Here is a 26773-nt window from a genome sequence, read left to right on the forward strand (position 1 = left end):
TGCCGTGATCCGGGTCGTGGTGGTGGACGACGAGCACCTGATCCGCGCGGGGCTGCGGGTGATCCTGGAGGCGGCGCCGGACATCACCGTGGTCGGCGAGGCGGCGGACGGCTCCGCCGCCCTGGTCGAGGCGCGCCGGCTCCGCCCCGACGTGGTCCTGCTCGACGTCCGGATGCCGGGCACCGACGGGCTGACCGCCGCGCCCGAGGTGGTCGCCGCCGGACCAAAGGTGATCATGTTGACCACCTTCGACCTCGACGAGTACGTGCACCAGGCGCTGCGCGCCGGTGCCGTGGGCTTCCTGCTCAAGGACACCCCACCCCGGGAGCTGGCGGCGGCGGTCCGCACGGTGGCGGCCGGGAACGCGATGCTCGCCCCGACGGTGACCCGGCGGCTGATCAGCTCCTTCGCCGAGCGCGGCCCGGCTCGGCGGGAGGCTGCCCGGCAACGGCTCGACCTGCTCACCGGGCGCGAGCTGGAGATCATCCGGGAGGTGGCGCACGGACACGCCAACGCCGAGATAGCCCGCCGGCAGGCGATGAGCGAGGCGACCGTCAAGGCGCACGTCAGTCGGGCGCTGGCCAAGCTCCAGGTGGCCAACCGGGTGCAGGCGGCGATCCTGGTGCACGACGCCGACCTGACGTGACGGCGGTTCCGGTCAGCGACGGGCGGCGCGGCCGTGGGCCCGGCGGCGTAGCCGACGGACCACTTCCAGGGCCAGCGTGATCGCGACCGCCAGGCCCAGCCCGGCCACCACACCCTTGATCGGGTCGCGCTGGAAGGCCAGCCCGCCGAAGTAGCCGAGCAGCCCGCAGTAGCAGCCCCAGGTGACCGCGGCGATCGCGTCGAAGACGAGGAAGCGCCGCCGCGGATAGCGGACCGCGCCCATGGTGAGGGTGACCGCGGTCCGCCCGCCGGGGATGTACCGGGAGGTGGTCAGGATGACCCCACCGCGCCGGTCGATCGCCCGCCGGGCCCACTCCGTTCCGGCCCGCCGCCTGCTCTGCTCGGGGAAGCGGGCGAGCCGCCGTGATCCGCCGCCGCGGCCGATCGCGTACGAGATGTGGTCGCCGATCAACGCGCCGATCGCGGCCGACGCGATCACCCCGATCAGGTTGGGGTGACCACCTGCGGACGAGAGGACGGCGGCGGTGATCACCGCCGCCTCGCTCGGCACGGCCGGGAAGAACGCGTCGACCGCGGTGATCGCGACGAGCACCAGGTAGACCCAGGGCGAGAGGACCGTCTCCCGGAGCAGGTCGAGCACGGCTTCCATGCCCTCATGCTCGGTGCCCCGCCCTCCTCCGGGGCTTCTTCGGCGAAACTCCGATCAGCCGACCGAGCCGGCGAGGTGCGGCCGGGCCGAGCGGGCGTCGTGCAGCGCGAACTCCCAGCCGGAGTCCGCGGGGGTGGCGCTGAACGCGACGGTTCCGGGCAGCGGCACCGGCAGCTTGAACGCGACCTCGACGGTGAACGCGTCGGGCAGCCGGTTCGCCAGCGCGGCGAGGCAGCGGGCCTTGCTCCACATGCCGTGCGCGATGGGGCGCGGAAAGCCGAAGAGCCGCGCGCCCAGTCGCGAGGTGTGGATCGGGTTGTGGTCGCCGGAGACCCGGGCGTAGTCGGTGCCGACCCGCGGGGTGACCCGCCAGCTTGCCGAGGCGGCCGGCGCCGCTGGCCGCTCACCGCGGTCGCGCCGGTCACCGCCGCCGCGCCGCTCCCGGCTGAGGTACGTCGAGACGCCGCGCCAGACCTCCACGCCGCCGACCGACCCGACGAGCACGACGTCGAGCTGCCGGCCCCGGTCGTGCGGCCGCAGGTTCTCCGCGTACGCGGCGAAGTCCAGCACCTCGTCGGTGCGGATCGGCCGGTGCACGGTGATCCGGTTCGCCACGTGCACGACGCCGGTCAGCGGCACCGGGAACTCGGGCGCGGTCATCAGCCGCAGCGCCAGCGGGAAGCCCATCACGTGCGGGTAGGTGGCCGGCAGCCGGTCGGCGAGCCGGAACCCGCAGACCCGGTCGTAGTCGGCCAGGTGGTCGAGGTCGACCGGCACGTCGGTGACGGTGAGCCGAACCGCCGGCGGTTGGGCGGCCCGCCGGCCACCGGTGCCGGGCAGGGCGCCGACCAGCGCCCGGCGGTAGAGCGCCCCGGCGGCGGGCATCCGGGGCAGCTCGACGGTCGTGCGGGCGGTCGCCGGCTCGGGCGTGCCGGTGGTGGGCTCGGTCATCACGCCCCCAGCAGACTCTGGCCGCAGACCCGGACCACGTTGCCGCTGACCGCCCCGCTGGCCGGCCACGCCAGCCAGCCGATCGTCTCGGCGACATCGACCGGGAGGCCGCCCTGGGACATGCTGTTCATCCGGCGGCCGGCCTCGCGCAGCATCACCGGGATCCGGGCGGTCAGCCGGGTCTCGATGAAGCCCGGCGCGACCGCGTTGACGCTGACGCCGCGCTCGCGCAGCGCCGGGGCGAGCGAGTCGACCAGCCCGATCACGCCGGCCTTGCTGGTGGCGTAGTTGGTCTGGCCCCGGTTGCCGGCGATCCCGGCGATCGAGGAGACCGAGACGATCCGTCCGCCGGCCGGGATCAGCTCCCGCTCCAGCAGCACGTCGTTGATCCGCTCCTGGCTGGAGAGGTTGACGTCGATCACCTGGTCCCACCGGTCGGCATCCATCCGGCCGAGCGTGCGGTCCCGGGTGATGCCGGCGTTGTGTACCACCACGTCGACCCGGCCGTGCCGGGCGGCGAGGTGCTCGGCCAGCCGGGTCGGGGCGTCCGGCGCGGTCAGGTCGAGCTGCACCGCGCTGCCGCCGATCTCGTTCGCCACCCGGGCCAGCTCGTCGCCGGCGGCCGGCACGTCCAGGGCCACCACCTGCGCGCCGTCCCGGGCGAGCACCCGGGCCAGCGCCGCGCCGATGCCACGGGCTGCCCCGGTGACCAGCACGACCTGGCCGTCGAGCGGTCGGTCCCAGTCGGCCGGCGCGCTCGCCTGGCCGGCGCCGACCCGGATCACCTGCCCGGAGACGTACGCCGAGCGGCCGGAGAGCAGGAACCGGAGGGCCGCGTCGAGGCCGGTGAGCGTGCCGGGGTCGCCGTCGCGGGTGACGTACACCAGTTGGGCGGTGACGCCGCGGCCGAACTCCTTGCCGATGCTGCGGGTGAGCCCCTCCAGGGCCCGCTGGGCGGTGGCCTCGCGTGGAGTGGGGCACTCGGCCGGCGGGGTGCCGAGCACGATCACCCGTCCGCTCGGCGCGACGGAGCGGGCCGGCGGGTGGAAGAAGTCGTACAGCTGCCGCAGGCCGGTGGAGTCGGTGATGCCGGTGGCGTCGTAGACGAGGGCGCCGAAGCGCGCGTCGGGTTCGATCCCCGCCGGGTCGCGCAGCTCGACCCCGGCGGCGGTCAGCAGCTTGCCGACCGGCTCGACGAGCCGGCCGCCGGTGGCCGCGCCGAGCAGCGCGGGCCCGGGCAGGATCGGGTCGCCGGGACGGTGCCGGCGCAGTCGGGGCGGGTCGGGCAGCCCGAGGCGCTTGACCAGCGTGCGGCCGGCCCCCGATTGGACGAAGCTCGCGTACCTGTCGGTCATAGGCGTAGCCTACTGGCGAGTAGGGTATGGGCAAACACTGTCGAGGAGGCCGATCGTGCAGAGCATCCGGCGGGTGGCGGTCATCGGCGGCAACCGCATCCCCTTCGCCCGCTCCAACTCGCGCTACGCCAGCGCGTCCAACGCGGACATGCTCGGCGCGGCGCTGGACGGCCTGATCGCCCGCTACGGCCTGGCGGGGCAGCGGGTCGGTGAGGTGGTCGCCGGGGCGGTGCTGAAGCACTCCCGGGACTTCAACCTCACCCGTGAGGTGGTGCTCGGCTCGCGGCTCGACCCGCACACCCCCGCGTACGACATCCAGCAGGCCTGTGGCACCGGCCTGGAGGCGGCGATCCTGGTCGCCAACAAGATCGCCCTCGGCCAACTCGACGTCGGCATCGCCGGCGGGGTCGACACCACCTCCGACGCGCCGCTGGCCGTCAACGAGGACCTGCGCCGCACGCTGCTCAAGCTCAACAGCGCGCGCACCCTCGGCGAGCGCCTCAAGGTGGCCGCGAAGCTCCGCCCGCTCCAACCGTTCAAGCCGGAGATCCCGCGCAACGCCGAGCCGCGTACCGGGCTCTCGATGGGGGAGCACGCCGCCCGCACCGCGCTGCGCTGGAACGTCGACCGACGCTCCCAGGACGAGCTGGCGCTCCGCTCACACCAACGGCTGGCAGCAGCGTACGACCGGGGGTTCTTCGACGACCTGATGACGCCGTACCTCGGGCTGACCCGGGATGCGAACCTCCGCCCGGACACCACCCTGGAGAAGCTGGGCTCGCTGCGGCCGGTCTTCGGGGCCAAGGGGCCGGACGCCGAGCAGGCGACGATGACCGCCGGCAACTCGTCGCCGCTGACCGACGGGGCGTCCACCGTGCTGCTCGCCTCGGAGGAGTGGGCCCGCGCGCACAGCCTGCCGGTGCTGGCCTGGTTCTCCTGGTCGGAGACGGCCGCCGTCGACTTCGTGCACGGCGACGAGGGGCTGCTGATGGCCCCGGCGTACGCGGTGCCCCGCATGCTCGCCCGGGCCGGGCTGACCCTGCAGGACTTCGACTACTACGAGATCCACGAGGCGTTCGCCTCGCAGGTCCTGGCCACCCTGGCCGCCTGGGAGTCGCCGGAGTTCTGCAAGGACCGGCTCGGCCTGGACGCCCCGCTCGGCCCGATCGACCGGGAGAAGCTCAACGTCAACGGCTCGTCGTTGGCCGCCGGGCACCCGTTCGCCGCGACCGGCGGCCGGATCGTGGCGACGCTGGCGAAGCTGCTGGCCGAGCGGGGCGGCGGGCGTGGGCTCATCTCCATCTGCGCGGCCGGCGGCCAGGGCGTGACGGCGATCCTGGAGCGCTGAGCGAGGGCTCCGGAGCGCTGATCCGCGTTCGCCGATCGTTCACACCGGAGCCAGGCCGCGGTCACCTCGGCACGCGAGGGTGACTGGCCACGTGCCCGCGCACGTGACCAGGTGAAAGCCTTTCTGCGTCCGGAACGGGGCCGGCATCGATGGGAACCAACACACCTGGGACGGTCACGCTCTCCGTGGTCGTACCCATGTTCAACGAGGAAGCGGTGATTCCCGCCCTCGTCGCCCGGCTCCGGCCGGCGCTCGACGGGCTCGAGGTCAGCTACGAGGTGGTCGCCGTCGACGACGGCAGCCGGGACGACACCGTGGCCCTGCTGAGCGCCCACGCCCGCGACTGGCCGCAGCTTCGGGTCGTCCGGCTGCGCCGCAACAGCGGGCACCAGGCGGCGCTCACCGCCGGTCTGCACCGGACCCGGGGCGCCTGGGTGGTCAGCCTCGACGCGGACCTGCAGGATCCGCCGGAGGCCATCGCCGAGATGCTCCGGCTCGCCCGCGAGGGCGCCGACGTGGTGTACGGGGTCCGGGTCGACCGCCGCACCGACACCTTCTTCAAGCGGCACACGGCACGGGCCTACTACCGGCTGATGCGTCGGATCGTCGGCGCCGAGGTGACCGCCCAGGCCGGCGACTTCCGGCTGGTCAGCCGGGAGGTGGTGGAGACGTTGCGCCGGCTGCCGGAACGGACGCCGGTCTACCGGCTCCTGGTGCCGGCGCTCGGCTTCCCGAGCGCCGAGGTGCCCTACGTACGGGCCGCCCGCACGGCGGGCGAGACGAAGTACCCGCTGCCGAAGATGCTCGCCCTCGCCTGGAACAGCGTGGCCGACTTCTCCGCCGCGCCGCTGCGGCTGGCCACCTGGCTCGGCGCGGTGAGCTTCCTGGGCTGCCTCGCGCTGATCGGCTTCGGGATCACCGCCCACCTGCGCGGGATGACCATCCCCGGCTGGACCTCGACGTTCGTCGCGGTGCTGCTGCTCGGCGGCATGCAGTTGGTCTGCCTTGGCCTGCTCGGCGAGTACGTCGGGCGGATCTACGCCACCGTGCAGAACCGGCCGACGTTCCACGTCGGCGCGGACTCCGTGGACCCGGAGCCGGCCGCGGCCGTCGCGGACCCGGACGGGGAGCGGGCGGCCGAGGTGGACCTTCCGGCAGCCCGCCGCTCCGTGCTCGCCGGTGGCTGAGTCGCTGCTGGCCGAGCGCGTCGCGCCGCTGCACGGCCCTGCCCTCCGCGTCCAGCGCCTCGGCCACTTCGGGTCCGGAACCCGAACGCGGCCGACCGGCCGATGGACCTTGACGGTTCTGCCCTGGTTGGTCGTCCTCGCCGCCCTCCCGTCGGCCTGGTGGCTGACCGGCGTGCCGGCGACCGACGTCGCCCGCTTCGCCGCCTACTGGGCGTTGGCGCTGGTGCTGCCGGGCACTCTGGTGCACCGCGCACTGCGCGGCAGCCGGGGCAACCTGCCGGAGGACCTGGGTCACGGTGCCGCCACCGGCCTGCTGCTCGAACTGGCGGCCTGGGCGCTCGCCGCCGCGACCGGCGGTCAGCACCTGCTGCGCTGGTGGCCGGTGCCGCTGCTGGTGGCGTTCGTGGCGGTGCCCCGGCTGCGCCGGCACTGGCGGGTCGGGCCGCGGCGACCGCTGCCGGTGGCGTGGCACTGGTCGGTCTGCGCGGTGCTTCTGCTGCTGGTGCTCTGGGGCGTCACGCAGTGGCGCCTGGTGCCGTTGCCCCCGGTCAGCCACGCCTACTACCCGGACCTGCTCTACCACCTCGGGCTGGTAAACGAGCTGACCCGGTCGATGCCGTTCGAGCTGCCGCACGTGGCCGGTGAGCAACTGCGCTACCACTACCTCTCCGACGCCCACCTCGCCGCCAGCAGCATGGTCACCGGAGTGTCTCCGGCGGTGCTCCTGCTGCGCCTCTGGCTGGTGCCGGTCGCCGCCACCGCGGCGCTGGTCACCGCGGGCCTCGCCCGGGACCTCGCCGGATCGTGGTGGGCCGGCCCGGTGGCTGCCGCCGTCGCCTACCTCGGGGTGCCGGTGGTCCTCGGGTCCGCCGTCGCGGACGGCTCGGCCGCGCTGTCGTACGCCAGCCCGTCGCAGACGTACGTGCTGTCGCTGGTGGTGCTCCTCGCCGGCGTCTGCGTCACGGTGGCTCGGGGCGAGGGCCTGGGCGCTGGCTGGGTGCTGGTGCCGGCGCTCGGGCTGGCCTGCGCCGGGTCCAAGTCCAGCGCAATGCCCCCGCTGATCGCCGGCCTCGGCCTGGCTGCGGTGGTCGCCTGGTGGACCCGTCGCCGGGTGCCGTGGCGGGCGTTGGTCGCGCTGCTCTGCCTGGTGGCGGCGATGGGGCTGGGCTACCAGCTCTTCGCCGGTGGTGGCGCCGGCACGCTGCGGGTGCAGGCGTTCGGGCTGCTGCGCTTCATGCTGCCGTACGGCGAGACGGTCGGCGCCGACGACGGCGCCCAGGCCGGCGGTCTGCTCCCGCCGGGCCTCGCCGGCACCGACGCGACCGGCTGGCTGCTGGCGCTCGCCCTGTTCGGCTGGTGGTTGCTGACCCAGGCGCCCCGCCTGGCCGGCCTGCTCCTGCCGGCGTCTCGGGAAAACCGATCGGATCCGGCCGGCTGGTTGCTCGCCGGGGCGGTGCTGGCGGGCGGGGGTGCCACCTGGGTCTTCCACCACCCGTCGGCGAGTCAGATCTACTTCTGGCTCGCGGTGATCCCGTTCGGCGCGGTGTTGAGCGGCTGGCTGCTCGCGGCCGCCCGCCCGGCCTGGCCGGTGGCGGTGGCCGCCGGCGTGGCCGGCGCGGTCGCCCAGCTGGTTCTGCCGGCACTCGCCCGGCCGGCGCCGACCCCGCAGGGCTGGCTGGGGGTGCTCGCGGTCAGCACGGGCCGGTTCGCCGCCTTCGTCGCCCTGGCCGCGCTGCTCGCGCTCGGCACCGCCCAGCTGTTGCGCCGTCGGCAGGAGCGCGCCTCGCGGACCGCGACCACGCTGGACACCGCCAACCCTGTCGCCGTCGATCCCGGTGACCTGGCTCGGAGCGGCGAGACCGATTCCGGTGGTCCGGCTGCGGCCGACGACGCGGGTTCCGGTGATCCGGCTTCCGCCGACGTAGCGGGGCCCGAGGGAGTGCGCGCCGGGCGGGGCCGGTCGGCACGGGTCCGGTCCGGTCGCCGCAGGTGGGTGTCGGTGGCGCTGGTCGGGGTGACCGCCGCGTTCCTCGGCGCCAGCGTCGCCCAGGGCGTCGACGGGGTGGTGCGGTCCGTCCGGACGGAATCCCCACCCCCGGATGCGAAGACCCGGGCGCTGGTGGTGACCGCCGACGAGATGCGCGCCGCCCTCTGGCTGGACGGCCACGCCGGTGCCGACGATGTGGTGGCGACCAACGTGCACTGCCGGCCGGTGCGGACGACCGATCACTGCGACGCGCGCGCGTTCTGGGTGACCGGCCTGGGCGGGCGTCGCGCGGTGGTGGAGAGCTGGGGTTACACCGATGCGGCGCTGGCCGCGCACGGTCGGGACGGTCTGGGCTACGCCCGGCAGGCCCCGCCCGACGGCGAGCAGTTCGCGTTGAACGAGCGGATCTTCGCCGCCCCCACCCCTGCCGAGCTGGAACGGCTGCGCCGCGAGTACGGAGTGCGCTGGCTCGTCGCCGACGCCCGTGCCGGGACGGTCTCGCCGGAGCTGGCCACGCTGGCGGTCGTCCGCCACCGCTCCGGCCCGGTCACCGTCTACGAGCTGGGGCGCTCCTGAGCCGTCGCGGCTGCCGGGCGGCTCGACCACCTCGGTGGGCTGAGCCGCCCGGCGACGCCCCCGGCGACCAGGTGCGGGAGAATGAGGTACGTGACGACGATCCCGAACGTGCTCGCCCACCGTTACGCCTCGCCCGAGTTGGTCGGCCTCTGGTCTCCGGAGGAGAAGGTCCGGATGGAACGGCGGCTCTGGTTGGCCGTGCTCCGCGCGCAGCGCGACCTCGGCGTGCCGGTGCCGGACGGGGTGGTCGAGGCGTACGAGCGGGTGGTCGACGACGTCGACCTCGCCTCGATCGCCGAGCGCGAGCGGGTCACCCGGCACGACGTGAAGGCCCGGATCGAGGAGTTCAGCGCGCTCGCCGGGCATGAGCACGTGCACAAGGGGATGACCTCCCGGGACCTCACCGAGAACGTCGAGCAGCTCCAGATCCGTGCCTCCCTGGAGCTGGTCCGGGATCGGGTGGTGGCCACCCTGGCCCGGCTGGCCTGGCACGCCAACGAGTACTCCGGCGTGGTGATGACCGGCCGTTCGCACAACGTGGCGGCGCAGGCGACCACGCTCGGCAAGCGCTTCGCGTCGGCCGCGGAGGAGCTGCTCATCGCGTACGAGCGGCTGGAGGAGCTGATCGCCCGGTACCCGCTGCGTGGGATCAAGGGGCCGGTCGGCACCGCCGCCGACCAGCTCGACCTCTTCGACGGCGACGCCGACAAGGTGGCCGAGCTGGAGCGCCGGGTGGCCGAGCACCTCGGCTTCGCCCGGGTGCTGGACAGCGTCGGCCAGGTCTATCCCCGCTCGCTGGACTTCGACGTGCTCGCCGCGCTGGCCCAGGTCGCCGCCGGGCCGTCGTCGCTGGCCACCACGATCCGGCTGATGGTCGGTCAGGAGCTGGTCACCGAGGGCTTCAAGCCCGGTCAGGTGGGCTCCAGCGCGATGCCGCACAAGATGAACACCCGGTCCAGCGAGCGGGTGAACGGCTTCGCCGTGATCATTCGGGGCTACCTGTCGATGGTCGGCGAGCTGGCCGGTGACCAGTGGAACGAGGGGGACGTCTCCTGCTCGGTGGTCCGCCGGGTGGCGCTGCCGGACGCGTTCTTCGCCGCCGACGGACTGTTCCAGACCTTCCTCACCGTGCTCGACGAGTTCGGCGCGTACCCGGCGGTGATCAACCGGGAGTTGGAGCGCTTCCTGCCGTTCCTGGCCACCACGAAGATCCTGGTGGCGGCGGTCCGCCGGGGCGTCGGCCGGGAGGTCGCACACGAGGTGATCAAGGAGCACGCGGTCGCCGTGGCGCTCGGCATGCGGGAGAAGGGCGCGCTCGAGAACGACCTCTTCGACCGGCTCGCCGCCGACGGACGGCTGGGTCTCACCCGGGCCGAGATCGACGAGCTGGTGGCCGACCGGGCCGCCTTCGTCGGCGCTGCCCCCGCCCAGGTCCAAGCCGTAACCCGCCGCATCACCAGGGTCGTCGAAACCCACCCGAACGCCGCCACCTACTCCCCACCCCCCATCCTCTAACCCCCACCCCACCCCCACCCCGGGTTGATCATGAAGTTATTGCCACGACACGCCGAGGCGATTGGCAATAACTTCATGATCAACGGGGCGTGCGCCGGGGCGGGGTTAGTCGCGGGTGGGGGTTTCGGCGGCGGTGCGGAGGTTGGGGGCGCTGGCCGGTTCGGCGATGCCGCCGGGGGCCTCCGCGATCTCCGACTCGTGGGCGGTTTCCGCGGCGACCAGGGGCTGGTCGGGCGGCATCACGTCGGGGACCTTGGGAACCACGATCACCGCCGTGCCGTACGCGCAGATCTCCATCCACATCTCGCCGCAGTCGCGGCTGTCGAACCGCATGCCGATCACCGCGTTCGCACCGAGCCGCATGGCCTCCTCGCCGAGTCGGGCCACCGAGTCGGTACGCCAGCGGGTGAGGTTGTCCGGGGCCATCGGGTCGTACGCGCCGCCGCGCAGGTTCTTGACGCCCTCGCGATAGGGGTTGCGCGTCCTGGCCATCGATGACACCACCTCACCGAGGATCTGGCGGATCTCGTAGCCGGGCAGTTGCTCCGTCGTCACGACCAGCACGGTTCTGATGCTGTCAGCCGGTCAGCGGGGTGTTCGCGAGGGTTGTTCACCTGATCGGATGCTGCAAAACGGCGCGGCGCGGACGGCCGGCGCGGGGCCGACCATCCGCGCCGCAGGGGCGCTAACCGTCAGACACCGGCCACCGAGGTGATCCAGGCCCGGTTGTACGCGACACTGCCGTAGTTCTGGATGCTGGAGCCGTCGGCGGTCGAGGCCACCCCGACCTGCCGACCGCTGTAGAACTGCGGCCCGCCCGAGTCGCCCCGCCAGGCGTTGCCGTTGATCCGCGTGCTGCGGATCGCCTGCCCGCCGTACGCGTCGGTGGCGCTGTTGCTGGTCACCTGGACGTTGGCGGTCTTGAGCTGGCTCGACGCGGAGCAGCCGCTGTAGCAGGTCATGCCCCAGCCGTAGATCGAGTTGGTCGAGCCGATCGGCGGGTTGCTGCTGGCCAGCGTGACCGCGGAGGTGCTCACCGAGCTGGAGAGGCGCATCAGGGCCAGGTCGTAGCGGGTGTAGGTGGCGCTGACCGTGCGGGTCACGCCGCCCGAGGCGCGGTAGACGCTGCCGACGCGGACCGACATCGTGCCGCTGATGCAGTGCCGAGCGGTGAGCACCCACTGCGAGGCGATCACGCTGCCGGAGCAGGTGAACGAGCCGTTGCTGAAGACCGCGGCGGCCCACGGGGCGGACGAGACGGTGCCGCCGCCGATGATCAGCGGGCCGACCGGGGCAGCGGTGGCGCCCGAGGCGGCGCCGAGGACGCCGACCAGCGCGGTGCTGATCGCTACGAGCAGGGAACGGATGCGCATGTCGCTGGACTCCTTGACGGTGGGCGGGGCCCGGGGTCGCCGGGCGGGGACGGCCGGCGGCGGGGGTCACCCACCGGCCGCGTCATCGAACTCTGTCGATGTACGATAGGGCTCGGCGGCGGCGTTTTCAATATTGTGATTGAGATCGATCTATGTAACGATTTGGCCTCCCCGGACGCCATGAATGGCCTGGTCGGGCCGGGTGCCGCGCTCGTCGGGGCGATCCGCCAGCCGCTCGGCGGGTGGTTATGTTGATCACTGTCTGGACGGAGCCCGGCCGGTGCGGCCGGGGCGGTATCTGCCAGGTAGGCTGGCTGCGCTCGCCCCTTGTGGGTAGGCACCCAACTGCGTACACAGTCAGGAGTGCCCAGTGCCTCGCGTCGTCGTCGACGTCATGCTCAAGCCCGAGATCCTCGATCCGCAGGGCCAGGCCGTCGCAAACGCGCTGCCCCGGCTCGGCGTCAGCGACGTCGCCTCGGTCCGGATCGGTAGGCGGATCGAGATCGAGTTCACCGGTGAACCGGACCTGGACCAGGCCCGGGAGATCGCGGACAAGCTGCTCGCCAACCCGGTCATCGAGGACTTCACCGTCCGCCTGGTCGAGACCGACGAGACCGCGGGCGCGCGACCGTGACCGCGCGGGTCGGAGTGGTCACCTTCCCCGGCTCGCTCGACGACGGGGACGCCGCCCGGGCCGTCCGCATCGCCGGCGCCGAGGCGGTCCGGCTCTGGCACGGTGACCCGGAGCTGCACGGGGTCGACGCGGTCGTCCTGCCCGGCGGGTTCTCCTACGGCGACTACCTGCGCTGTGGCGCGATCGCCCGGTTCGCCCCGGTGATGGAGACCATCGTCGACGCGGCTCGCGGCGGCCTGCCGGTGCTCGGCATCTGCAACGGTTTCCAGATCCTCTGCGAGGCCCACCTGCTGCCCGGCGCGCTCACCCGCAACCAGCACCTGCACTTCCGCAACCGGGACCAGTTCCTGCGCATCGAGACGGCCGGCACCGCGTGGACCAACGCGTTCCAGCCCGGCCAGGAGGTGCTCGTCCCGGTCAAGAACGGCGAGGGCTGCTACGTCGCCGACGAGGCGACGCTCGACCAGCTCGAAGCCGAGGGTCGGGTGGTCGCCCGCTACCTCGGCGGCAACCCGAACGGGTCGCAGCGCGACATCGCCGCCATCACCAACCAGGCCGGAAACGTGGTCGGCATCATGCCGCACCCCGAGCACGCCGTGGAGGCGCTCACCGGGCCCTCCCTGGACGGCCTCGGCTTCTTCACCTCGGTCCTCAAGCACCTGGTGGGAGCGCCGGCGTGACCGGCGGCGGCAGGATCATCGGTCAGCTCAACCGTCCGGCGGGCGGCCACGAGCGCAGCGAGGAGAGGTCATGACCACCCATCCGGACCCGGTACGGGAGACACCGGACGCCTTCTCGGCTGCCCCGGCGCAGCCGGCGGAGTCGCGCCCGGCCGACGTCGTGCCGCCGGCCGCTCCGGCCCGCGTGGTCGAGCCGGTCGCCGCCGAGTGGGTCGACGGCGTGGACACCGTGCCACGCGCCGGTGGCACCCCCGGCGAGCTCCAGCCGTACGCCGAGCTCGGTCTCCGCGACGACGAGTACGACCGGATCCGGCAGATCCTCGGCCGCCGGCCCACCCAGGCCGAGCTGGCCATGTACTCGATCATGTGGAGCGAGCACTGCTCCTACAAGTCCAGCAAGGTGCACCTGCGCCAGTTCGGTGAGAAGGCCCCGCCGAGCGACCGGCTGCTCGCCGGCATCGGCGAGAACGCCGGCGTGGTGCAGGTCTCCGACGAGCTGGCGGTGACCTTCAAGGTCGAGTCCCACAACCACCCGAGCTTCGTCGAGCCCTACCAGGGCGCGGCCACCGGCGTCGGCGGCATCGTCCGCGACATCCTCGCCATGGGCGCCCGCCCGGTCGCGGTGATGGACCCGCTGCGCTTCGGCGCGGCCGACCACCCGGACACCGCCCGGGTGCTCACCGGCGTGGTCGCCGGTGTCGGCGGCTACGGCAACTGCCTCGGCCTGCCGAACATCGGCGGCGAGCTGGTCTTCGACCCCAGCTACCAGGGCAACCCGCTGCTCAACGCGCTCTGCCTCGGCGTGCTTCCGGTCAACCGGCTGCAGAACAAGGCCGCCGCCGGCCCCGGCAACATCGTGGTGCTGATGGGCGCCAAGACCGGCCGGGACGGCATCGGCGGCGTGTCGGTGCTGGCCAGCGCCACCTTCGACGAGGGCAGCGAGCAGCGCCGCCCGGCCGTGCAGGTGGGTGACCCGTTCATCGAGAAGCTGCTGATCGAGGCCTGCCTGGAGCTCTACGACGGTGAGCTGGTCGTCGGCATCCAGGACCTCGGCGGCGCGGGCCTGACCTGCGCGCTCACCGAGACCGCCGCCGCGGCCGGCACCGGCATGCGGGTGTGGCTGGAGCGGGTGCCGCTGCGCGAGCCCTCGATGGAGCCGCACGAGATCCTGGCCAGCGAGTCGCAGGAGCGGATGCTCCTCGTCGTCGCGCCGGACAAGCTCGACGCGGTGCTCAAGACCGCCGACAAGTGGGGCGTGCTGGCCACCGCGATCGGCGAGGTCACCCCGCCGGAGCCGGACGGCCGTCCGGGCCGACTGACCATCACCTGGCGGGACCACCTCGTGGTCGACGTGCCGCCGGGCTCGCTGGTCGACGACGGCCCGGTCTACGCGCGCCCGATGCGTGAGCCGGCCGACCTGATCCTGCTCCAGGCCGACCGGGCCGAGACGCTGCCCCGCCCGGCCGACCCGGAGGCGCTGCGGGAGACCGTGCTGCGCATGATCGCGTCGCCGAACCTGGCCGACAAGACCTGGGTCACCGAGCAGTACGACCGGTACGTGCTGGGCAACACCGTGCTCGCCCAGCCGGAGGACTCCGGCGTGATCCGGATCGACGAGCGGACCGGCCTCGGTGTCGCCCTCTCCGTCGACGGCAACGGCCGCTACGCGCGACTCGACCCGTACCACGGCACCAAGCTGGCGCTGGCCGAGGCGTACCGGAACGTGGCCGTCACCGGTGCCAAGCCGATCGCGGTCACCAACTGCCTCAACTTCGGCTCGCCGGAGGACCCGGGCGTGATGTGGCAGTTCGCCGAGGCCGTACGCGGCCTGGCGGACGGCTGCGCCGAGCTGGGCATCCCGGTGACCGGCGGCAACGTCAGCTTCTACAACCAGACCGGCGCGGCGGCGATCCACCCGACCCCGGTGGTCGGCGTGCTCGGCGTGCTGGACAACGTGGCCGAGCGGGTGCCGATGGGCTTCGTGCCGCGGCCGAACGGCGACCATGACCAGCTCTTCCTGCTCGGCGAGACGCACGTGGAGCTCTCCGGCTCGGAGTGGGCCTGGGTCACCCACGAGCACCTCGGCGGCATCCCGCCGCAGGTCGACCTCGCCCGCGAGAAGGCGCTCGGCGACCTGCTGGCCGAGGCGGCCCGGGTGGGTCACCTCAGCTCGGCGCACGACCTCTCCGACGGTGGCCTGGCCCAGAGCCTGGTCGAGTCCTGCCTGCGTCGCGGGGTCGGTGCCCGGGTCGCGGTGCCGGAGCAGTTCGCCGGTGGCTCGATGCCGTTCGTCTACCTGTTCAGCGAGTCCGCCGGGCGGGCGCTGGTCTCGGTGCCGCGCGGGCACGAGAAGGCGTTCACCGCGCTCTGCGCGGAGCGCGGTGTGCCGTTCGAGCTGATCGGGGTCACCGATCCGGGCGCCGGTGCGCTCGAGGTGCACGGCCAGTTCCGGATCGGTCTGGACGAGCTGCGCGCCGCGCACACCGCCACCCTGCCGCGGCTCTTCGGGGGCGCGGAGCTGGTCGAGGTGCCGGCGCCGGCGGCCGGTGTCGCCGGGGCCGTCGAGGCGGTCCCGCTGCCGGTCACCGAGCCGACCGCCGAGGTCGCGCCGGTGGACCCGGAGTCCGTCGAGTCCGAGCCGATCGCCTCGTCCGGCCCGGTGGCGCCGGTCGGTCCGGCGGAGCCGGTCGCGACGACCGGGAGCGACGAGGTGGCCGACCGCGACGCCGGTGACACCGAGCAGCCGTCGGCGCCTGACGAGCGCTGAGGCGGTGGACGCGGCGGTCCACGCCCAACCCGGTTCCGGCGCGCGGTTCGACTGGGGGCTGACCGGCGCGGCGGAACTCGGGCGGGTCTGCGCGGCGCTGGTGGTGGTGGACGTGCTCTCGTTCACCACCGCCGTCGAGGTGGCGGTCGCCCGGGGCATCCGGGTGCACCCGTTCCCCTGGGGGGAGCAGGCGGCCGACTACGCCCGCCGGGTCGGCGCGGTCGCCGCGGTGGGTCGCCGACAGGCCAGCCCGGAGCAGCCGTGGTCCCTTTCGCCCGCGGCGCTGCGGGTGGCCCCGGTCGTTCCGGACCTGGTGCTCCCCTCGCCTAACGGTTCGGCGATCAGCGCCGCGGCCAGCGCCACCGGGCTGCCGGTGGTCGCGGCCTGCCTGCGCAACGCCCGCGCCGTCGGGCGGTGGCTGCGCCGCCAGGGGTACGGCACGACGAACGCCCCGGTCGGTGTTGTCGCCGCGGGGGAGCGTTGGCCGGACGGCTCGCTGCGCCCCTCGGTCGAGGACCAGCTCGGCGCGGCCAGTGTGCTGGACGCCCTCTCCGGGGTGCCCGGTGGGCTCTCCGTCGAGGCGGCGATGGCCCTCGCCGCGCTGGCCAGTACGCCGGACGTGCCGGCCGCGATCCGTGGCTGCGTCTCCGGCCGGGAACTCGTCGAGCGCGGCTTCGCCGAGGACGTCGAGATCGCGGTCCAGCTCGACGTGTCGGACGTCGTCCCGCTGCTGCGCCAGGGCGTCTTCTCCGCCGCCTGAGCTACCGAGACAGCCGCCTGAGCTACCGAGACAGGATCCGAAGAAGGGGCCGCCCGGGTTGACCCGGGCGGCCCCTTCTTCGATCGTCGTGCGGTCAGGCGGTGGCCCGCCGGTCAGTCGTCCAGCCAGTCCAGCCGGCGACCGCTGCGGTCCTGCTGCGGCGCCGTGGCGTCCCGGCCCCGGCCACCCTGGTTCTGGTCGCCGTAGCCGCCGCCCTGGTCGTAGCCGCCCTGCTGACCGTAGCCCCGGTCGTCGTAGCCGCCGCGCTGCGTCGGGGGCTCCTGGCCGTAACCGCCGGGCTGGGCCGGGGGCTCCTGGCCGTAGCCACCGGACGACGCCGGGGGCTCCTGGCCGTAGCCACCGGACTGGCCGTAGCCGCCGCCCTGGCCGTAGCCGCCCTGGTCGTAGCCCCGGTCGTCGTAGCCGCCGCGCTGCGCCGGCGGCTCCTGGCCGTAGCCGCCCGGCTGGTCGTAGCCGCTCTGCTGACCGTAGCCACCCTGGTCGTAGCCGCCACCACCCTGGCCGTACCCACCGGCCGGCTCGGCGCCCCGGCCGTACGGCGCGGGGTCGGCCTGGCCGTACCCCTGGGCCTGGTCCTGCTGGTAGAGCCCGGTGGCGTACGGGTCGGCCGGAGCCGGGTACTGGGTGCTGTCGCCGGTGTAACGCCCGGTCGGCTCGTCATAGCCGGCAGCGCCCGCGGTCGCCGGCGGATAGCCCGCCGCCCCGGCCGGCGCGCCGTAGTCCCGGCTGCCGTAGCCGCCGCCGGAGGAGGGCGCGCCGCCGTAGCCGCCGTCGGAGGCGGGCGGAGTGCCGTAACCGTCACCGGCGGCGCTTCCGTAGCCGCCGTCGGCTCCCGCGCCGGCGCCGTAGCCGCCGCCCGAGCCCGGCGCGTTGCCGTAGCCGCCACCAGAGGCGGGCGCGTTGCCGTAGCCGCCACCGGAGGCGGGTGCGTTGCCGTAGCCGCCACCCGAGGAGGGTGCGTTGCCGTAACCGCCGGCGCCGTAGCCGGCCGGCTCGTCGCCGTAGCCGTTGCCGGCCCAGCCCTGCTGGGGGCTCGCGCCGTAGGACTGCGGCGGGGCGCCGTACGGGTCCGGCGGGACGTCGTCGACGACCGGGCGGTGCATCATCGTCGGGGCCTCGCTCAGCGCGGCGCCGCCGACCATCGTCGGGTCCGGGCCGGCGCCGGCCCGGTTGACCACCCGGGTCTGGTCGTCCGCCCCGCGGAAGGCACCCCGGGCTGCCGGCACGGGGCCGCCCGCGGGGCCACCGGCCGGCGCGTCGTCGCCGGCGTCGTCCGGGTTCTCCCGGCGCTTCATCCAGAGCAGCACGATCGTGCCCACGCCGGCGGCGACGAGCAGGCCGCCAAGCAGGATGATCACGTAGGATCCCATGCTGCTGCCGGAGTCCTCGTTGCTGGCGTTGGCCGCCGCGCCCTCGGTCGCCTCCGGCGTCTCGTCGGTGGTCTCCTCGGTCGCCTCGTCGGTCGGCAGCGGCTCCTCGGTGGCCGACGGGGTCGCGCTCGGCGTCACCTCAACCTTGATCGCCAGGTTGATCCGCTGGCCGGTGATCGACTGACCGGCCGAGGCGTTCAGGCTCTTGATCGCCCGGATGTCGTCCTTGCTCGCACCGAGATCCAGTCGACCCGGGGTGATCGGGTTGTCGGTGCTCCCGCTGAACCGGAAGTTGCCGCTGCCGTCGCTGGTGGTCTCGAACCGCTTGTTCTTGCTGTCCTGCAGGATCACGATCGCGTTCGGCACCGCGCTGCCGTCGGCCTGGGCCACGACCTTGCCGGAGACCGACTTCACGGTCTGCACCTGCGGCGGCGGCGGCGGTGCCTCCGTCGCCCGGACGGTCAGGTTGAACGACTCGCCCTGAGAACCCGTCACATTGACGGTGATCCGTTGACCGTTGACGCCGGGAGCATTGTTCGCAGCTCGCAGCCGGATTTCCTGGGTCGCCGCCTGGGGGAAGTCGAGATCGACCTCCCCGCAGCCGGCGGCGCAACTGACACCCTGCGGCAGGCCCGCCAGGTTGATGTTGACGGAGTCCTCAGTCGGGCTTGTTGGCCTGATCGTGACGGTTACCGAGGTCTCGTTTCCCGCCTGCACGGTGGCAGACTGTGGTGAAACGTCGACGTCGGCAGCCATTGCTGGTGCGGCGGGGAGGATGACCAGGGCGCCGGCAACCAGCGCTACGACCACACCGGCCCGCTGCTTCCAGGCACGTCGGTGTGTTGACACGTCCACCGCCTTCCGGGCTGACTTCCCTCACCGGCGGGCGCCGGGCCGGGGATCATCACGGTACGAATACGCCGTCGGCAACTATGCCTTGTCCGGCTGTCTCGGCGCGACCCAGGGCCAGCGTCGAGTCGCGCCGGCTCGGGTCGTATCGTCCCGTCGTGTCCTCTCCGCACATTAAGTCCGCCGCGGTAGCGGCGGCGTTGTCGGCGCTCGATGAGGGGCGTACGCCCGAACGGCCGGTCCTCCGGGAGGCGGTCCGGACGCTGTTGGCCGTCCTCGCGGAGCGCGCCCCCGGCCGATCGGTGGAGGTGCGGGTCCCACCATACGGCGCTGTGCAGTGTGTTCCGGGGCCTCGACACACCCGTGGCACCCCACCGAACGTGGTGGAAATGGACCCGGTGACCTGGCTGGCGGTGGCCACCGGCCGCCTCGACTGGGCGGAGGCGGTTACCGAGGGTCGCGTACGGGTGAGTGGCCCTCGGGGCGATCTCTCCGCCCATCTGCCGCTCTAGCTGCGTGGACGGGCCAGGAGATGTAACTGGTCGGAGGCGGATCATCACTTTCTGTATCGACGGCGATTCGCGTACACTGTCAGGCGACGACAGCGGTCCCGGCCGAGGGTGCGGATCTTGACCCGTGATCCCGCCCGGCCATCCAGACCCAGCATGAGGGAGCGGCAGGTGCCTCGAGGCGACGGCCGGCTGAGCCACGACCTTGATCCCCAACGACCCGGCCCCCAGGACGAGTGCGGCGTCTTCGGCGTCTGGGCTCCCGGGGAAGAGGTCGCCAATCTGACCTACTTCGGTCTCTACGCGCTGCAACACCGGGGCCAGGAGGCGGCGGGCATCGCGGTGAGCGACGGCTCGGGCGTGGTGGTCTACAAGGACCTCGGCCTGGTCGCCCAGGTCTTCGACGAGCCGACGCTGGCCAGCCTGCGCGGGCACCTCGCCATCGGGCACGCCCGCTACTCCACCACCGGCGGCTCGACCTGGGAGAATGCCCAGCCGACCATCCGCTCGACCACCGCCGGCACCACGATCGCCCTGGCGCACAACGGCAACCTGGTCAACACCGCCGACCTCCAGCGTGAGGTCGCCGAGCGGGGCCTGGTCGACGACGGCTCGACCAACGACACCTCTCTGGTGACCATGCTGCTGGCCAGCCGACCGGATCTCTCGGTCGAGGCGGCCGCGCTGGAGGTGCTGCCGCAGCTGCGCGGCGCGTTCAGCTTCGTCTTCATGGACGAGTCGACGCTCTACGCGGCCCGCGACGCGCACGGCGTACGCCCGCTGGTGCTCGGCCGGCTGGAGCGCGGCTGGGTGGTGGCCAGTGAGACCGCGGCGCTCGACATCGTCGGCGCGAGTGTGGTCCGCGAGGTCGAGCCGGGTGAGCTGATCGCGATCGACGAGAACGGCCTGCGCTCCACCCGGTTCGCCGCGCCGGAGCCGAAGGGCTGCCTCTTCGAGTACGTCTACATCGCGCGCCCGGACGCCACCATCGCCGGGCGTAACGTGCACTCCGCCCGCGTGCAGATCGGCCGCCAGCTGGCCAAGGAGCACCCGGTCGAGGCCGACCTGGTCATCCCGGTGCCGGAGTCCGGCACCCCGGCCGCGATCGGCTACGCCGAGGAGTCCGGGATCACCTATGGTGCCGGCCTGATGAAGAACCCGTACGTCGGGCGCACCTTCATCCAGCCGTCGCAGACGCTGCGCCAGCTCGGCATCCGGCTCAAGCTCAACCCGCTGCGGGAGAACGTGCGGGGCAAGCGGCTGGTGGTGGTCGACGACTCGATCGTGCGCGGCAACACCCAGCGGGCCATCGTGCGGATGCTGCGCGAGGCGGGTGCGCTCGAGGTGCACGTGCGGATCTCGTCGCCGCCGGTGCAGTGGCCGTGCTTCTACGGCATCGACTTCGCCACCCGGGCCGAACTGCTGGCCAACGGGCTGGACAACGAGGGCATCCGGCGCTCGATCGGCGCCGACACGCTGGGCTACGTATCGCTGACCGGCCTCATCGCCGCGACCGAGCAGCCGAAGACCCGGCTCTGCCGGGCGTGTTTCGATGGGGAGTACCCCATCGAGCTGCCGGCGGGAAACCTGATCGGCAAGCACGTGCTCGAAGGGGTGGGCCGGCGGGTCGCCAACGGCGGCCCGGACGCCCCGGAGCGCAGCACTCCTCCGCTCGTCGCCACTTCGGGCGGCTCAACCGTCCACCGCCCGTAGCACCGCCCGGCGCGGGCCGGCCACCTCCGGCACCGCACCGAGAACCACAAAGGGGAGAACCGTGACGCACGTTTCCGAGCGCAGCGGCGCAGGAACCAGCCCGACGGGCGCCGGCGGCGACCGTCAGCCCTGGACGGCCGGCAACAGCCGCCAGGCGCGCAAACGGGCGGTCTCGTACGCGGACGCCGGCGTGTCCATCGAGGCGGGCGACCGCGCGGTCGAGCTGCTGAAGTCCAAGGTGCGGCAGACCCGGCGCCCGGAGGTGCTCGGCGACCTGGGCGGGTTCGCCGGTCTCTTCCGGCTCGACACCCAGAAGTACAAGAACCCGATCCTGGCCTCCTCCACCGACGGTGTGGGGACCAAGCTGGTGATCGCCCAGCAGATGGACATCCACGACACCGTCGGCATCGACCTGGTCGCGATGGTCGTCGACGACCTGGTCGCCTGCGGCGCGGAGCCGCTCTTCCTGCTGGACTACATCGCGACCGGCGAGGTGGTGCCGGACAAGGTCGCCGAGATCGGCGCGGGTATCGCCGACGGCTGCCGCTACGCCGGCTGCGCGCTGCTCGGCGGCGAGACGGCCGAGCACCCGGGCGTGCTGCGCCCCGACGAGTACGACATCTCGGCCACCGGTGTGGGCGTGGTGGAGGAGAGCGACATCCTCAGCCCGGAGCGGGTCGAGGTGGGCGACGTGGTGATCGCGATGCGCTCCTCGGGCCTGCACTCCAACGGCTACTCCCTGGTCCGGCACGTGCTGCTCGGCGCGGGCCGGATGCGGCTCGACGTGGTGATCGACGACTTCGGCCGGCAGCGGACCCTCGGCGAGGAGCTGCTCACCCCGACCAAGATCTACGCCCAGGACTGCCTCAAGCTGATCGCCGAGGCCGAGGTGCGGGCGTTCGCCCACGTCACCGGCGGTGGCATCCCGGGGAACCTGGTGCGGGTCCTGCCCGAGCACGTCGACGCGGTGGTCAACCGCTCCACCTGGCGGCCGCAGCCGGTCTTCGACCTGATCCAGTCCAAGGGACGGATCGAGGACCCGGAGATGGAGGCGACGTTCAACATGGGCGTCGGCATGTTCGCGATCGTCTCCGCCGAGGACGCGGACCGCGCGCTGGCCACCCTCACCGGGCGGGGCGTCGAGGCGTGGCAGGCCGGCGAGATCATCGAGGGCTCCGGCAACGTTCAGATGATCGGGCAGCACACCCGCGGCTGATCACGCTCTGCTGATCATACGAGCACCTGATCAGGGGTTCACCCGAGTGGCCAATGCCGCCTAGCCTGAAGGGCACCCTCAGGCTAGGCAAGGGAGGGCAATGGCTGCTCGGGGACAGTCGTTCAGCGGGATGCGCGGGGTCGCCGCCGTTCCGTCGTACGTCGTGATGCAGCCGACCACCCTCTGCAACCTGGACTGCGCGTACTGCTATCTGCCGTTCCGGGCCGCCGATCGGCGGATGCCGGTGCCGGTGGCCGAGGCGGTGGCGGCGGCGGTCAACCCGTGGGCGACCGCCGGCCGGTTCTCCGTGGTGTGGCACGGCGGCGAGCCCCTGGCGGCCGGCCGGGAACACCTGGCGGCCCTGCTCGCGCCGTTCGGCCCCGAGGTCGAGCACCACGTGCAGACCAACGCCACGCTCATCGACGACGCCTGGTGCCGCTTCTTCACCGAGCACCGGGTCCGGGTGAGCGTGAGCGTGGACGGGCCCCGGGAGCGCAACGGCGACCGGGTGAGCCGGGCCGGCTCACCGGCGTACGACCGGATCCTGCGCGGTGTCGGCGCGCTGCGCGCGCACGGGCTGCCCTTCTCCGCGCTCGCGGTGGTCTCCCGGCCCGAGCCGGGGCTCGCCACCGAGCTGTACGACTACTTCCTCGATCTCGGCTGCGACGTGCTGGGGATCAACATCGAGGAGACCGAGGGGGTCAACACCCGCGACAACTCGCACGAGCCGGCGGACGTGATCGCCTTCTGGGCCGAGCTGGTCGCGGCGTGGCGGCGGGATCCCCGGATCCACCTGCGCGAGGTCGAGTGGTCGCTGCGGTACGCCGCGGCGGTCCTGGACGGCATGGCGGACGACGTGCTGCCCCGCCGGCTGGACCCGATCCCCACGATCGGGCACGACGGCTCCGTCACCGTGCTCTCCCCGGAGCTGGCCGGCTTCACCGACCCGAGGTACGGCGACTTCAGCAGCGGCAACGTGCTGGAGACCCCGTTGGCCGAGATCCTGGCCGGCGCGGAGCGCACGCCGTGGGTGGGCGAGTTCCTCGCCGGTGTCGAGGCGTGCCGCTCCGGCTGCCCCTACTTCGGCTTCTGTGGCGGCGGTCACGCCGCCAACCGTTACTTCGAGCTGGGGCGTTTTGACGGTACGGAGACCGAGCACTGCCGCAACAGCAAGATCCGCCTATTGGAGGGAGTGTTGGAGCATGCCCGAGACCACCAGTCACCGGCAGCCTGAGCGGGTGGCGGGCGCCGCCCCGGTCGGAGTCGCCGAGCGGGTGCTGGACGCCGCCCCGGGGCTCATCGCACTGCTGCGTGAGGCGGAGGCCGCACGACGGCTCCGGTCGGAGGTGGCGGGCGGAAACGGCGAGGGCGCGGTCTGCGCCTGGAACCATTTCGAGAACATCCCGACGTTCTACAACTGGAACAACCGGCCGCGCTGAGGGTGCGGTACCGGGATCAGGGACCTGTCTGGCGATTCTGCAGGGCAGGCCCCTGATCGTCGGTCGCTACGCCGCTGCGGCGGGCACATGCGTGAGCACGCGGGGGCTACCGCGTGCTCAGCTGCGTCGGGAGGTCAGCGGGTCGGACGGACCCAGGTGTCTGGGTCCTCGTCCGCGTGATCCTCATCATCGTCGTCGACATACTCTTTGTAGTCGTCGTCGAAGTTGTGCTCAGACTTACCAGCACCCGCCAGTTCACGCTGCAAGGCGGTGAGGTCGGTGTTCGGGGAGTGGTACTTCAACTCCCGCGCCACCTTCGTCTGCTTGGCCTTAGCACGGCCGCGCCCCATGGCTCGACCCCCTCGCACAGAATGCGGGGCAGCCCGAAGGCGGGCCCCGATGACGTCAGGCATCTCTCGTGGCTCTTACGGTACATGGGGATGCCACCGTTCGGCACCTCGGGTTACCGTCAGCCGGCCCTGCGCGTCGCAGTGATCCGGCCGTCACCCAGTGTACCCGGTAAGGGGTGGAGCCATGAGCACCCGTGACACCGGACGAAACGGCACGAACCTGTCCCATCCCCAAGCTTAGAGCCCGGCCGGGGTCGGCATGGCCCCGGGAGCGGATCCGGACGGTCCGCTCCCGGGGACGGGGGTCACCGGAGGTGGATGGTGCGCAACCGGCCGACGTCGGCCATCCGCCGCTCGGCCAGCCGGTCCGCCGCGACCGCAGGCGGGACGCCCTCGGCGTCGGCGAGCTGGAGGATCTCCCGGGTGGTGTCGTAGATCCGGGTGGCCCGCAGCTTGGCCCGCTCGAAGTTGAAGCCCTCGATCTCGTCGGCGACCTGGATGACGCCGCCCGCGTTGACCACGTAGTCGGGGGTGTAGAGGATGCCCCGGTCGGCCAGCAGCTTCTCGATGCCGGGGTGGGCGAGCTGGTTGTTCGCCGCGCCGGCGACCACCTTGGCGCGCAGCGCCGGCACCGTGTCGTCGTTCAGCGCGCCGCCGAGGGCGCACGGCGCGTACACGTCGATGTCGCCGGCGACCATCATGCTGGCGTCGTCGACCAGGGTGACCTGCGGGTGGTTGGTGCGCGCCCACTCCAGGGCCCGCGGGTTGACGTCGGTCGCCACCACCTCGGCCCCGTCGTCGAGCAGGTGGCGGACGAGGTACTTGCCGACCTTGCCCAGCCCGGCCACGCCGACCCGTCGACCGGAGAGCGACGGGGTGCCCCAGACGTGCTCGGCGGCCGCGCGCATCCCCTGGAAGACGCCCCAGGCGGTGAGGATGGAGGAGTCGCCGGCGCCGCCGTGCTCGACGCTGCGGCCGGTGACGTAGCTGGTCTCCCGGGCGATCACGTCCATGTCGGCGACGTAGGTGCCGACGTCGCAGGCGGTGTAGTAGCGCCCGGCCAGCGATTCCACGAACCGGCCGTACGCGCGCAGCAGGGCCTCGCTCTTGATCTGCTCCGGGTCACCCCAGATGACCGCCTTGCCGCCGCCGAGATCCAGCCCGGCGAGAGCGTTCTTGTACGCCATGCCGCGGGAGAGGTCCAGCACGTCGGCGAGGGCGGACTCCTCGCTGTCGTACGGGTAGAAGCGGGTGCCGCCGAGCGCGGGCCCCAGCGCGGTGGAGTAGATCCCGATGATCGCCTTGAGGCCGCTCTGCTTGTCCTGGCAGAACACGACCTGTTCGTGGCCGGTAGATCCGGGGTCGTCGGTGCTGGCGAATACGCCCATGACTGGCTCCTGGTGTCGGTGCGTCCTTGTGGGACGCGTGCCTGGCGGACGCCGGCGGGGATGCTGCCGGTGAGGTTGAGCCTAATATCGGCCGCCGGCTGCCCGTCGAGCGCGGCACGCGTGGTGGGCGGGCGCTGACGGCGACGGGGCGAGGTTCGTGGGAGGATCGCGCCGTGCCGTCGCTCTTCGCTTCTTACCTGCGCGTGTACGAGCCGCTGACCGCCTTCGACCGGGACCGCCAGTCGTACTGGCGTCGCTACGTGTCGGAGGGGCGGGCGGTCGCCCCGGTGGAGGGGCCCGGCCGGCAGCGGACGGCGGTGATCGAGGCGCTCGGCGCCGGCTGGACCCGCCTACCCGACCTGCCCGAGGAGGCGTACGTCCTGGAGACGGACGACACGCTGCTGGTCTGCCCGTGGAACCTGCGGATCCGGGTGGCCGAGGCGGCGCTGAGCGCCCGCGACGGCGTGCCCTCGGTGCTCGCCGACGCCTTCGTGCCCCCGGTCCTCGCCGGTCAGGCCAAAGCCGTGGTGGACGACTGGCGCAGCGGCGCCCGGGTGCTGGAGCACGGCGTACCGCGGGTGCACGAGCAGATCGCCACCTGGGGCGTGCCGCTGCGGTGGTTCGTGCTCTTCGACCCGGCGGAGCGCGACCTGGTCACCGAGCCCGGTCGGCGGTCGCTGCGCTACCGCACCGAGATCTCGAAGGCCCGCCGCCGGTCGTCGCGGGCGCTCTCGGTGCTGCGCAAGTCGGTCGGCGAGGCGCCGATCACCGAGGCGGTCGAGGAGGCCGCCCGCTGGTTGGAGGAGTTCCACCCGCGCTCGGTGGTGGAACTCGACTACGGCGGCCTGGTCGAGCTGCTGCCCGACGAGACGCTCACCGCGGACGACTCGCCAGAGCTGGTCGCGGCGGGACTGGCGGGACTCTCCCGTGGCGAGGCGGAGGACGCCTCGGCCGCGTACGACAAGCTGGTCGCGCGTTGGCGAGCGGTGCAGCTGCTCGAGCGGTGCAACTAGGGGCATATCGCCCGAGAAGCGCTCCCAAGGCGAGGGGTGCTCGTAGTTGACGCTTCACGAACCGTGATCATGAGTCCGAATAAGGTACTTTCTGCCGTGTAAAAGTCGCATAAATCGGGCATGGTTCATCCGTCCGTCTAGGGACGTTCGGCCGTTCGGCCCATGTCGGACATCGGGGACTAGCCGGACCATGGGAGACGCGTCGGCCGGCGGGACCCCGGCCGATGTCTATACATGTGGAGGAGTGACCGATGGCATCGCGAACGCATGAACCAGAGCCGCTACTCACGCCGGCCGAGGTGGCGTCGATGTTCCGTGTCGACCCGAAGACGGTGACCCGGTGGGCCAAGGCGGGCAAGCTCTCCGCCATCCGCACCCTCGGCGGCCACCGCCGCTACCGCGAGTCGGAGGTCAGGGCCCTGCTGCAGGGGCAGATTCCCCAGCAGCGCCAGGGGGACTGAACCGGCACCACGTTCGTGGATCAGGGGTGGAGGAC

The 26773-nt window shown here is 72.9% G+C and carries 23 protein-coding genes and 1 pseudogene; 16 read left to right on the forward strand and 8 right to left on the reverse strand.

What is annotated here, in order from left to right; translation table 11 throughout:
• The first annotated feature begins 4 nt into the window (after positions 1-4).
• Positions 5-646: a response regulator transcription factor gene (locus ACIP9D_RS05890; protein ID WP_350868381.1), complete on the forward strand. Its 642-nt coding sequence runs from the start codon at positions 5-7 to the stop codon at positions 644-646.
• A 12-nt stretch (positions 647-658) separates the two neighbouring features.
• Here ACIP9D_RS05890 and ACIP9D_RS05895 read toward each other — a convergent pair whose 3' ends face one another.
• Genes ACIP9D_RS05895 through ACIP9D_RS05905 form a run of 3 tightly spaced genes read right to left on the reverse strand, consistent with a single transcriptional unit; the run spans position 659 to position 3582 of the window.
• Positions 659-1276: a DedA family protein gene (locus ACIP9D_RS05895; protein ID WP_350868379.1), complete on the reverse strand. Its 618-nt coding sequence runs from the start codon at positions 1274-1276 to the stop codon at positions 659-661.
• A 54-nt stretch (positions 1277-1330) separates the two neighbouring features.
• Entirely contained in the window at positions 1331-2227 is an 897-nt protein-coding gene (locus ACIP9D_RS05900; protein WP_350868377.1) for a MaoC/PaaZ C-terminal domain-containing protein, read from the reverse strand.
• Positions 2227-3582 (reverse strand): 3-oxoacyl-ACP reductase, encoded by a 1356-nt coding sequence (locus ACIP9D_RS05905; protein WP_350868375.1) that lies wholly within the window; start codon positions 3580-3582, stop codon positions 2227-2229. Before ACIP9D_RS05905 ends, ACIP9D_RS05900 begins: the two co-directional genes overlap by 1 nt.
• A gap of 55 nt (positions 3583-3637) precedes the next feature.
• Here ACIP9D_RS05905 and ACIP9D_RS05910 point away from each other — a divergent pair, with 55 nt between their 5' ends.
• From ACIP9D_RS05910 to purB, 4 genes are all read left to right on the forward strand, one after another.
• Positions 3638-4930: an acetyl-CoA C-acetyltransferase gene (locus tag ACIP9D_RS05910; RefSeq protein ID WP_350868373.1), complete on the forward strand. Its 1293-nt coding sequence runs from the start codon at positions 3638-3640 to the stop codon at positions 4928-4930.
• Between the two features lie 149 nt (positions 4931-5079).
• Entirely contained in the window at positions 5080-6117 is a 1038-nt protein-coding gene (locus ACIP9D_RS05915) for a glycosyltransferase family 2 protein (RefSeq protein ID WP_350868371.1), read from the forward strand.
• Between the two features lie 109 nt (positions 6118-6226).
• Positions 6227-8680 carry a hypothetical protein gene (locus ACIP9D_RS05920; protein ID WP_350868370.1) on the forward strand — a complete coding sequence of 818 codons (2454 nt, stop codon included), beginning with the start codon at positions 6227-6229 and terminating at the stop codon, positions 8678-8680.
• Between the two features lie 90 nt (positions 8681-8770).
• A complete protein-coding gene (purB, locus tag ACIP9D_RS05925; protein WP_350868368.1) occupies positions 8771-10195 on the forward strand; it encodes an adenylosuccinate lyase in 1425 nt (474 codons plus the stop codon).
• A 105-nt stretch (positions 10196-10300) separates the two neighbouring features.
• On the opposite strand, the pseudogene ACIP9D_RS05930 reads toward purB, so the two are convergent.
• Positions 10301-10864: pseudogene (locus tag ACIP9D_RS05930) on the reverse strand (YbjQ family protein).
• 23 nt (positions 10865-10887) lie between these two features.
• Complete coding sequence (locus ACIP9D_RS05935; protein ID WP_350868366.1) at positions 10888-11568, reverse strand: DUF1986 domain-containing protein; 681 nt, start codon at positions 11566-11568, stop codon at positions 10888-10890.
• 370 nt (positions 11569-11938) lie between these two features.
• Here ACIP9D_RS05935 and purS point away from each other — a divergent pair, with 370 nt between their 5' ends.
• From purS to ACIP9D_RS05955, 4 genes are all read left to right on the forward strand, one after another.
• Positions 11939-12202 carry a phosphoribosylformylglycinamidine synthase subunit PurS gene (gene purS, locus ACIP9D_RS05940; protein ID WP_350868365.1) on the forward strand — a complete coding sequence of 88 codons (264 nt, stop codon included), beginning with the start codon at positions 11939-11941 and terminating at the stop codon, positions 12200-12202.
• A complete protein-coding gene (gene purQ, locus ACIP9D_RS05945) occupies positions 12199-12882 on the forward strand; it encodes a phosphoribosylformylglycinamidine synthase subunit PurQ (RefSeq protein ID WP_350868364.1) in 684 nt (227 codons plus the stop codon). The genes purS and purQ overlap by 4 nt, the downstream gene beginning before the upstream one ends.
• Positions 12883-12952: 70 nt before the next feature.
• A complete protein-coding gene (gene purL, locus ACIP9D_RS05950; protein WP_350868362.1) occupies positions 12953-15649 on the forward strand; it encodes a phosphoribosylformylglycinamidine synthase subunit PurL in 2697 nt (898 codons plus the stop codon).
• A 4-nt stretch (positions 15650-15653) separates the two neighbouring features.
• On the forward strand, positions 15654-16409 hold the full coding sequence (locus tag ACIP9D_RS05955; protein WP_350868361.1) for a 2-phosphosulfolactate phosphatase: 756 nt from the start codon (positions 15654-15656) through the stop codon (positions 16407-16409).
• Between the two features lie 113 nt (positions 16410-16522).
• On the opposite strand, the gene ACIP9D_RS05960 is transcribed toward ACIP9D_RS05955, so the two are convergent.
• Positions 16523-18295: a hypothetical protein gene (locus tag ACIP9D_RS05960; protein WP_350868359.1), complete on the reverse strand. Its 1773-nt coding sequence runs from the start codon at positions 18293-18295 to the stop codon at positions 16523-16525.
• 512 nt (positions 18296-18807) lie between these two features.
• Between ACIP9D_RS05960 and ACIP9D_RS05965 the strand changes: the two genes are divergently transcribed.
• The 5 genes from ACIP9D_RS05965 (at position 18808) to amcA (ending at position 23526) form a co-directional block, all read left to right on the forward strand.
• A complete protein-coding gene (locus ACIP9D_RS05965) occupies positions 18808-19161 on the forward strand; it encodes a sterol carrier family protein (RefSeq protein ID WP_350868357.1) in 354 nt (117 codons plus the stop codon).
• 168 nt (positions 19162-19329) lie between these two features.
• Positions 19330-20871 carry an amidophosphoribosyltransferase gene (purF, locus tag ACIP9D_RS05970; protein WP_350868355.1) on the forward strand — a complete coding sequence of 514 codons (1542 nt, stop codon included), beginning with the start codon at positions 19330-19332 and terminating at the stop codon, positions 20869-20871.
• A gap of 61 nt (positions 20872-20932) precedes the next feature.
• Positions 20933-22087, forward strand: a complete 1155-nt coding sequence (gene purM / locus ACIP9D_RS05975; RefSeq protein WP_350868353.1) for a phosphoribosylformylglycinamidine cyclo-ligase — start codon at positions 20933-20935, stop codon at positions 22085-22087.
• A gap of 130 nt (positions 22088-22217) precedes the next feature.
• Entirely contained in the window at positions 22218-23321 is a 1104-nt protein-coding gene (gene amcB / locus ACIP9D_RS05980; RefSeq protein WP_350868819.1) for a cyclophane-forming radical SAM peptide maturase AmcB, read from the forward strand.
• Positions 23290-23526, forward strand: a complete 237-nt coding sequence (gene amcA / locus ACIP9D_RS05985) for a multiple cyclophane-containing RiPP AmcA (protein WP_350868351.1) — start codon at positions 23290-23292, stop codon at positions 23524-23526. Before amcB ends, amcA begins: the two co-directional genes overlap by 32 nt.
• A gap of 134 nt (positions 23527-23660) precedes the next feature.
• Here the strand turns inward: amcA and ACIP9D_RS05990 are convergent, their stop codons facing one another.
• Positions 23661-23876 carry a DUF3073 domain-containing protein gene (locus tag ACIP9D_RS05990; protein ID WP_088996883.1) on the reverse strand — a complete coding sequence of 72 codons (216 nt, stop codon included), beginning with the start codon at positions 23874-23876 and terminating at the stop codon, positions 23661-23663.
• A 305-nt stretch (positions 23877-24181) separates the two neighbouring features.
• The gene (locus tag ACIP9D_RS05995) at positions 24182-25264 is read right to left on the reverse strand and encodes a Glu/Leu/Phe/Val dehydrogenase (protein ID WP_350868349.1); all 1083 of its coding nucleotides are present in this window, start codon (positions 25262-25264) and stop codon (positions 24182-24184) included.
• A gap of 173 nt (positions 25265-25437) precedes the next feature.
• Between ACIP9D_RS05995 and ACIP9D_RS06000 the strand changes: the two genes are divergently transcribed.
• Together ACIP9D_RS06000 and ACIP9D_RS06005 are read left to right on the forward strand one after the other, a co-directional pair.
• Positions 25438-26277: a hypothetical protein gene (locus ACIP9D_RS06000; protein WP_350868347.1), complete on the forward strand. Its 840-nt coding sequence runs from the start codon at positions 25438-25440 to the stop codon at positions 26275-26277.
• 251 nt (positions 26278-26528) lie between these two features.
• Positions 26529-26738 carry a BldC family transcriptional regulator gene (locus ACIP9D_RS06005; protein WP_007073996.1) on the forward strand — a complete coding sequence of 70 codons (210 nt, stop codon included), beginning with the start codon at positions 26529-26531 and terminating at the stop codon, positions 26736-26738.
• The last annotated feature ends 35 nt before the right edge of the window (positions 26739-26773 follow it).

It is taken from the genome of Micromonospora sp. NPDC093243 (assembly GCF_044753725.1).
GTDB lineage: Bacteria > Actinomycetota > Actinomycetes > Mycobacteriales > Micromonosporaceae > Micromonospora.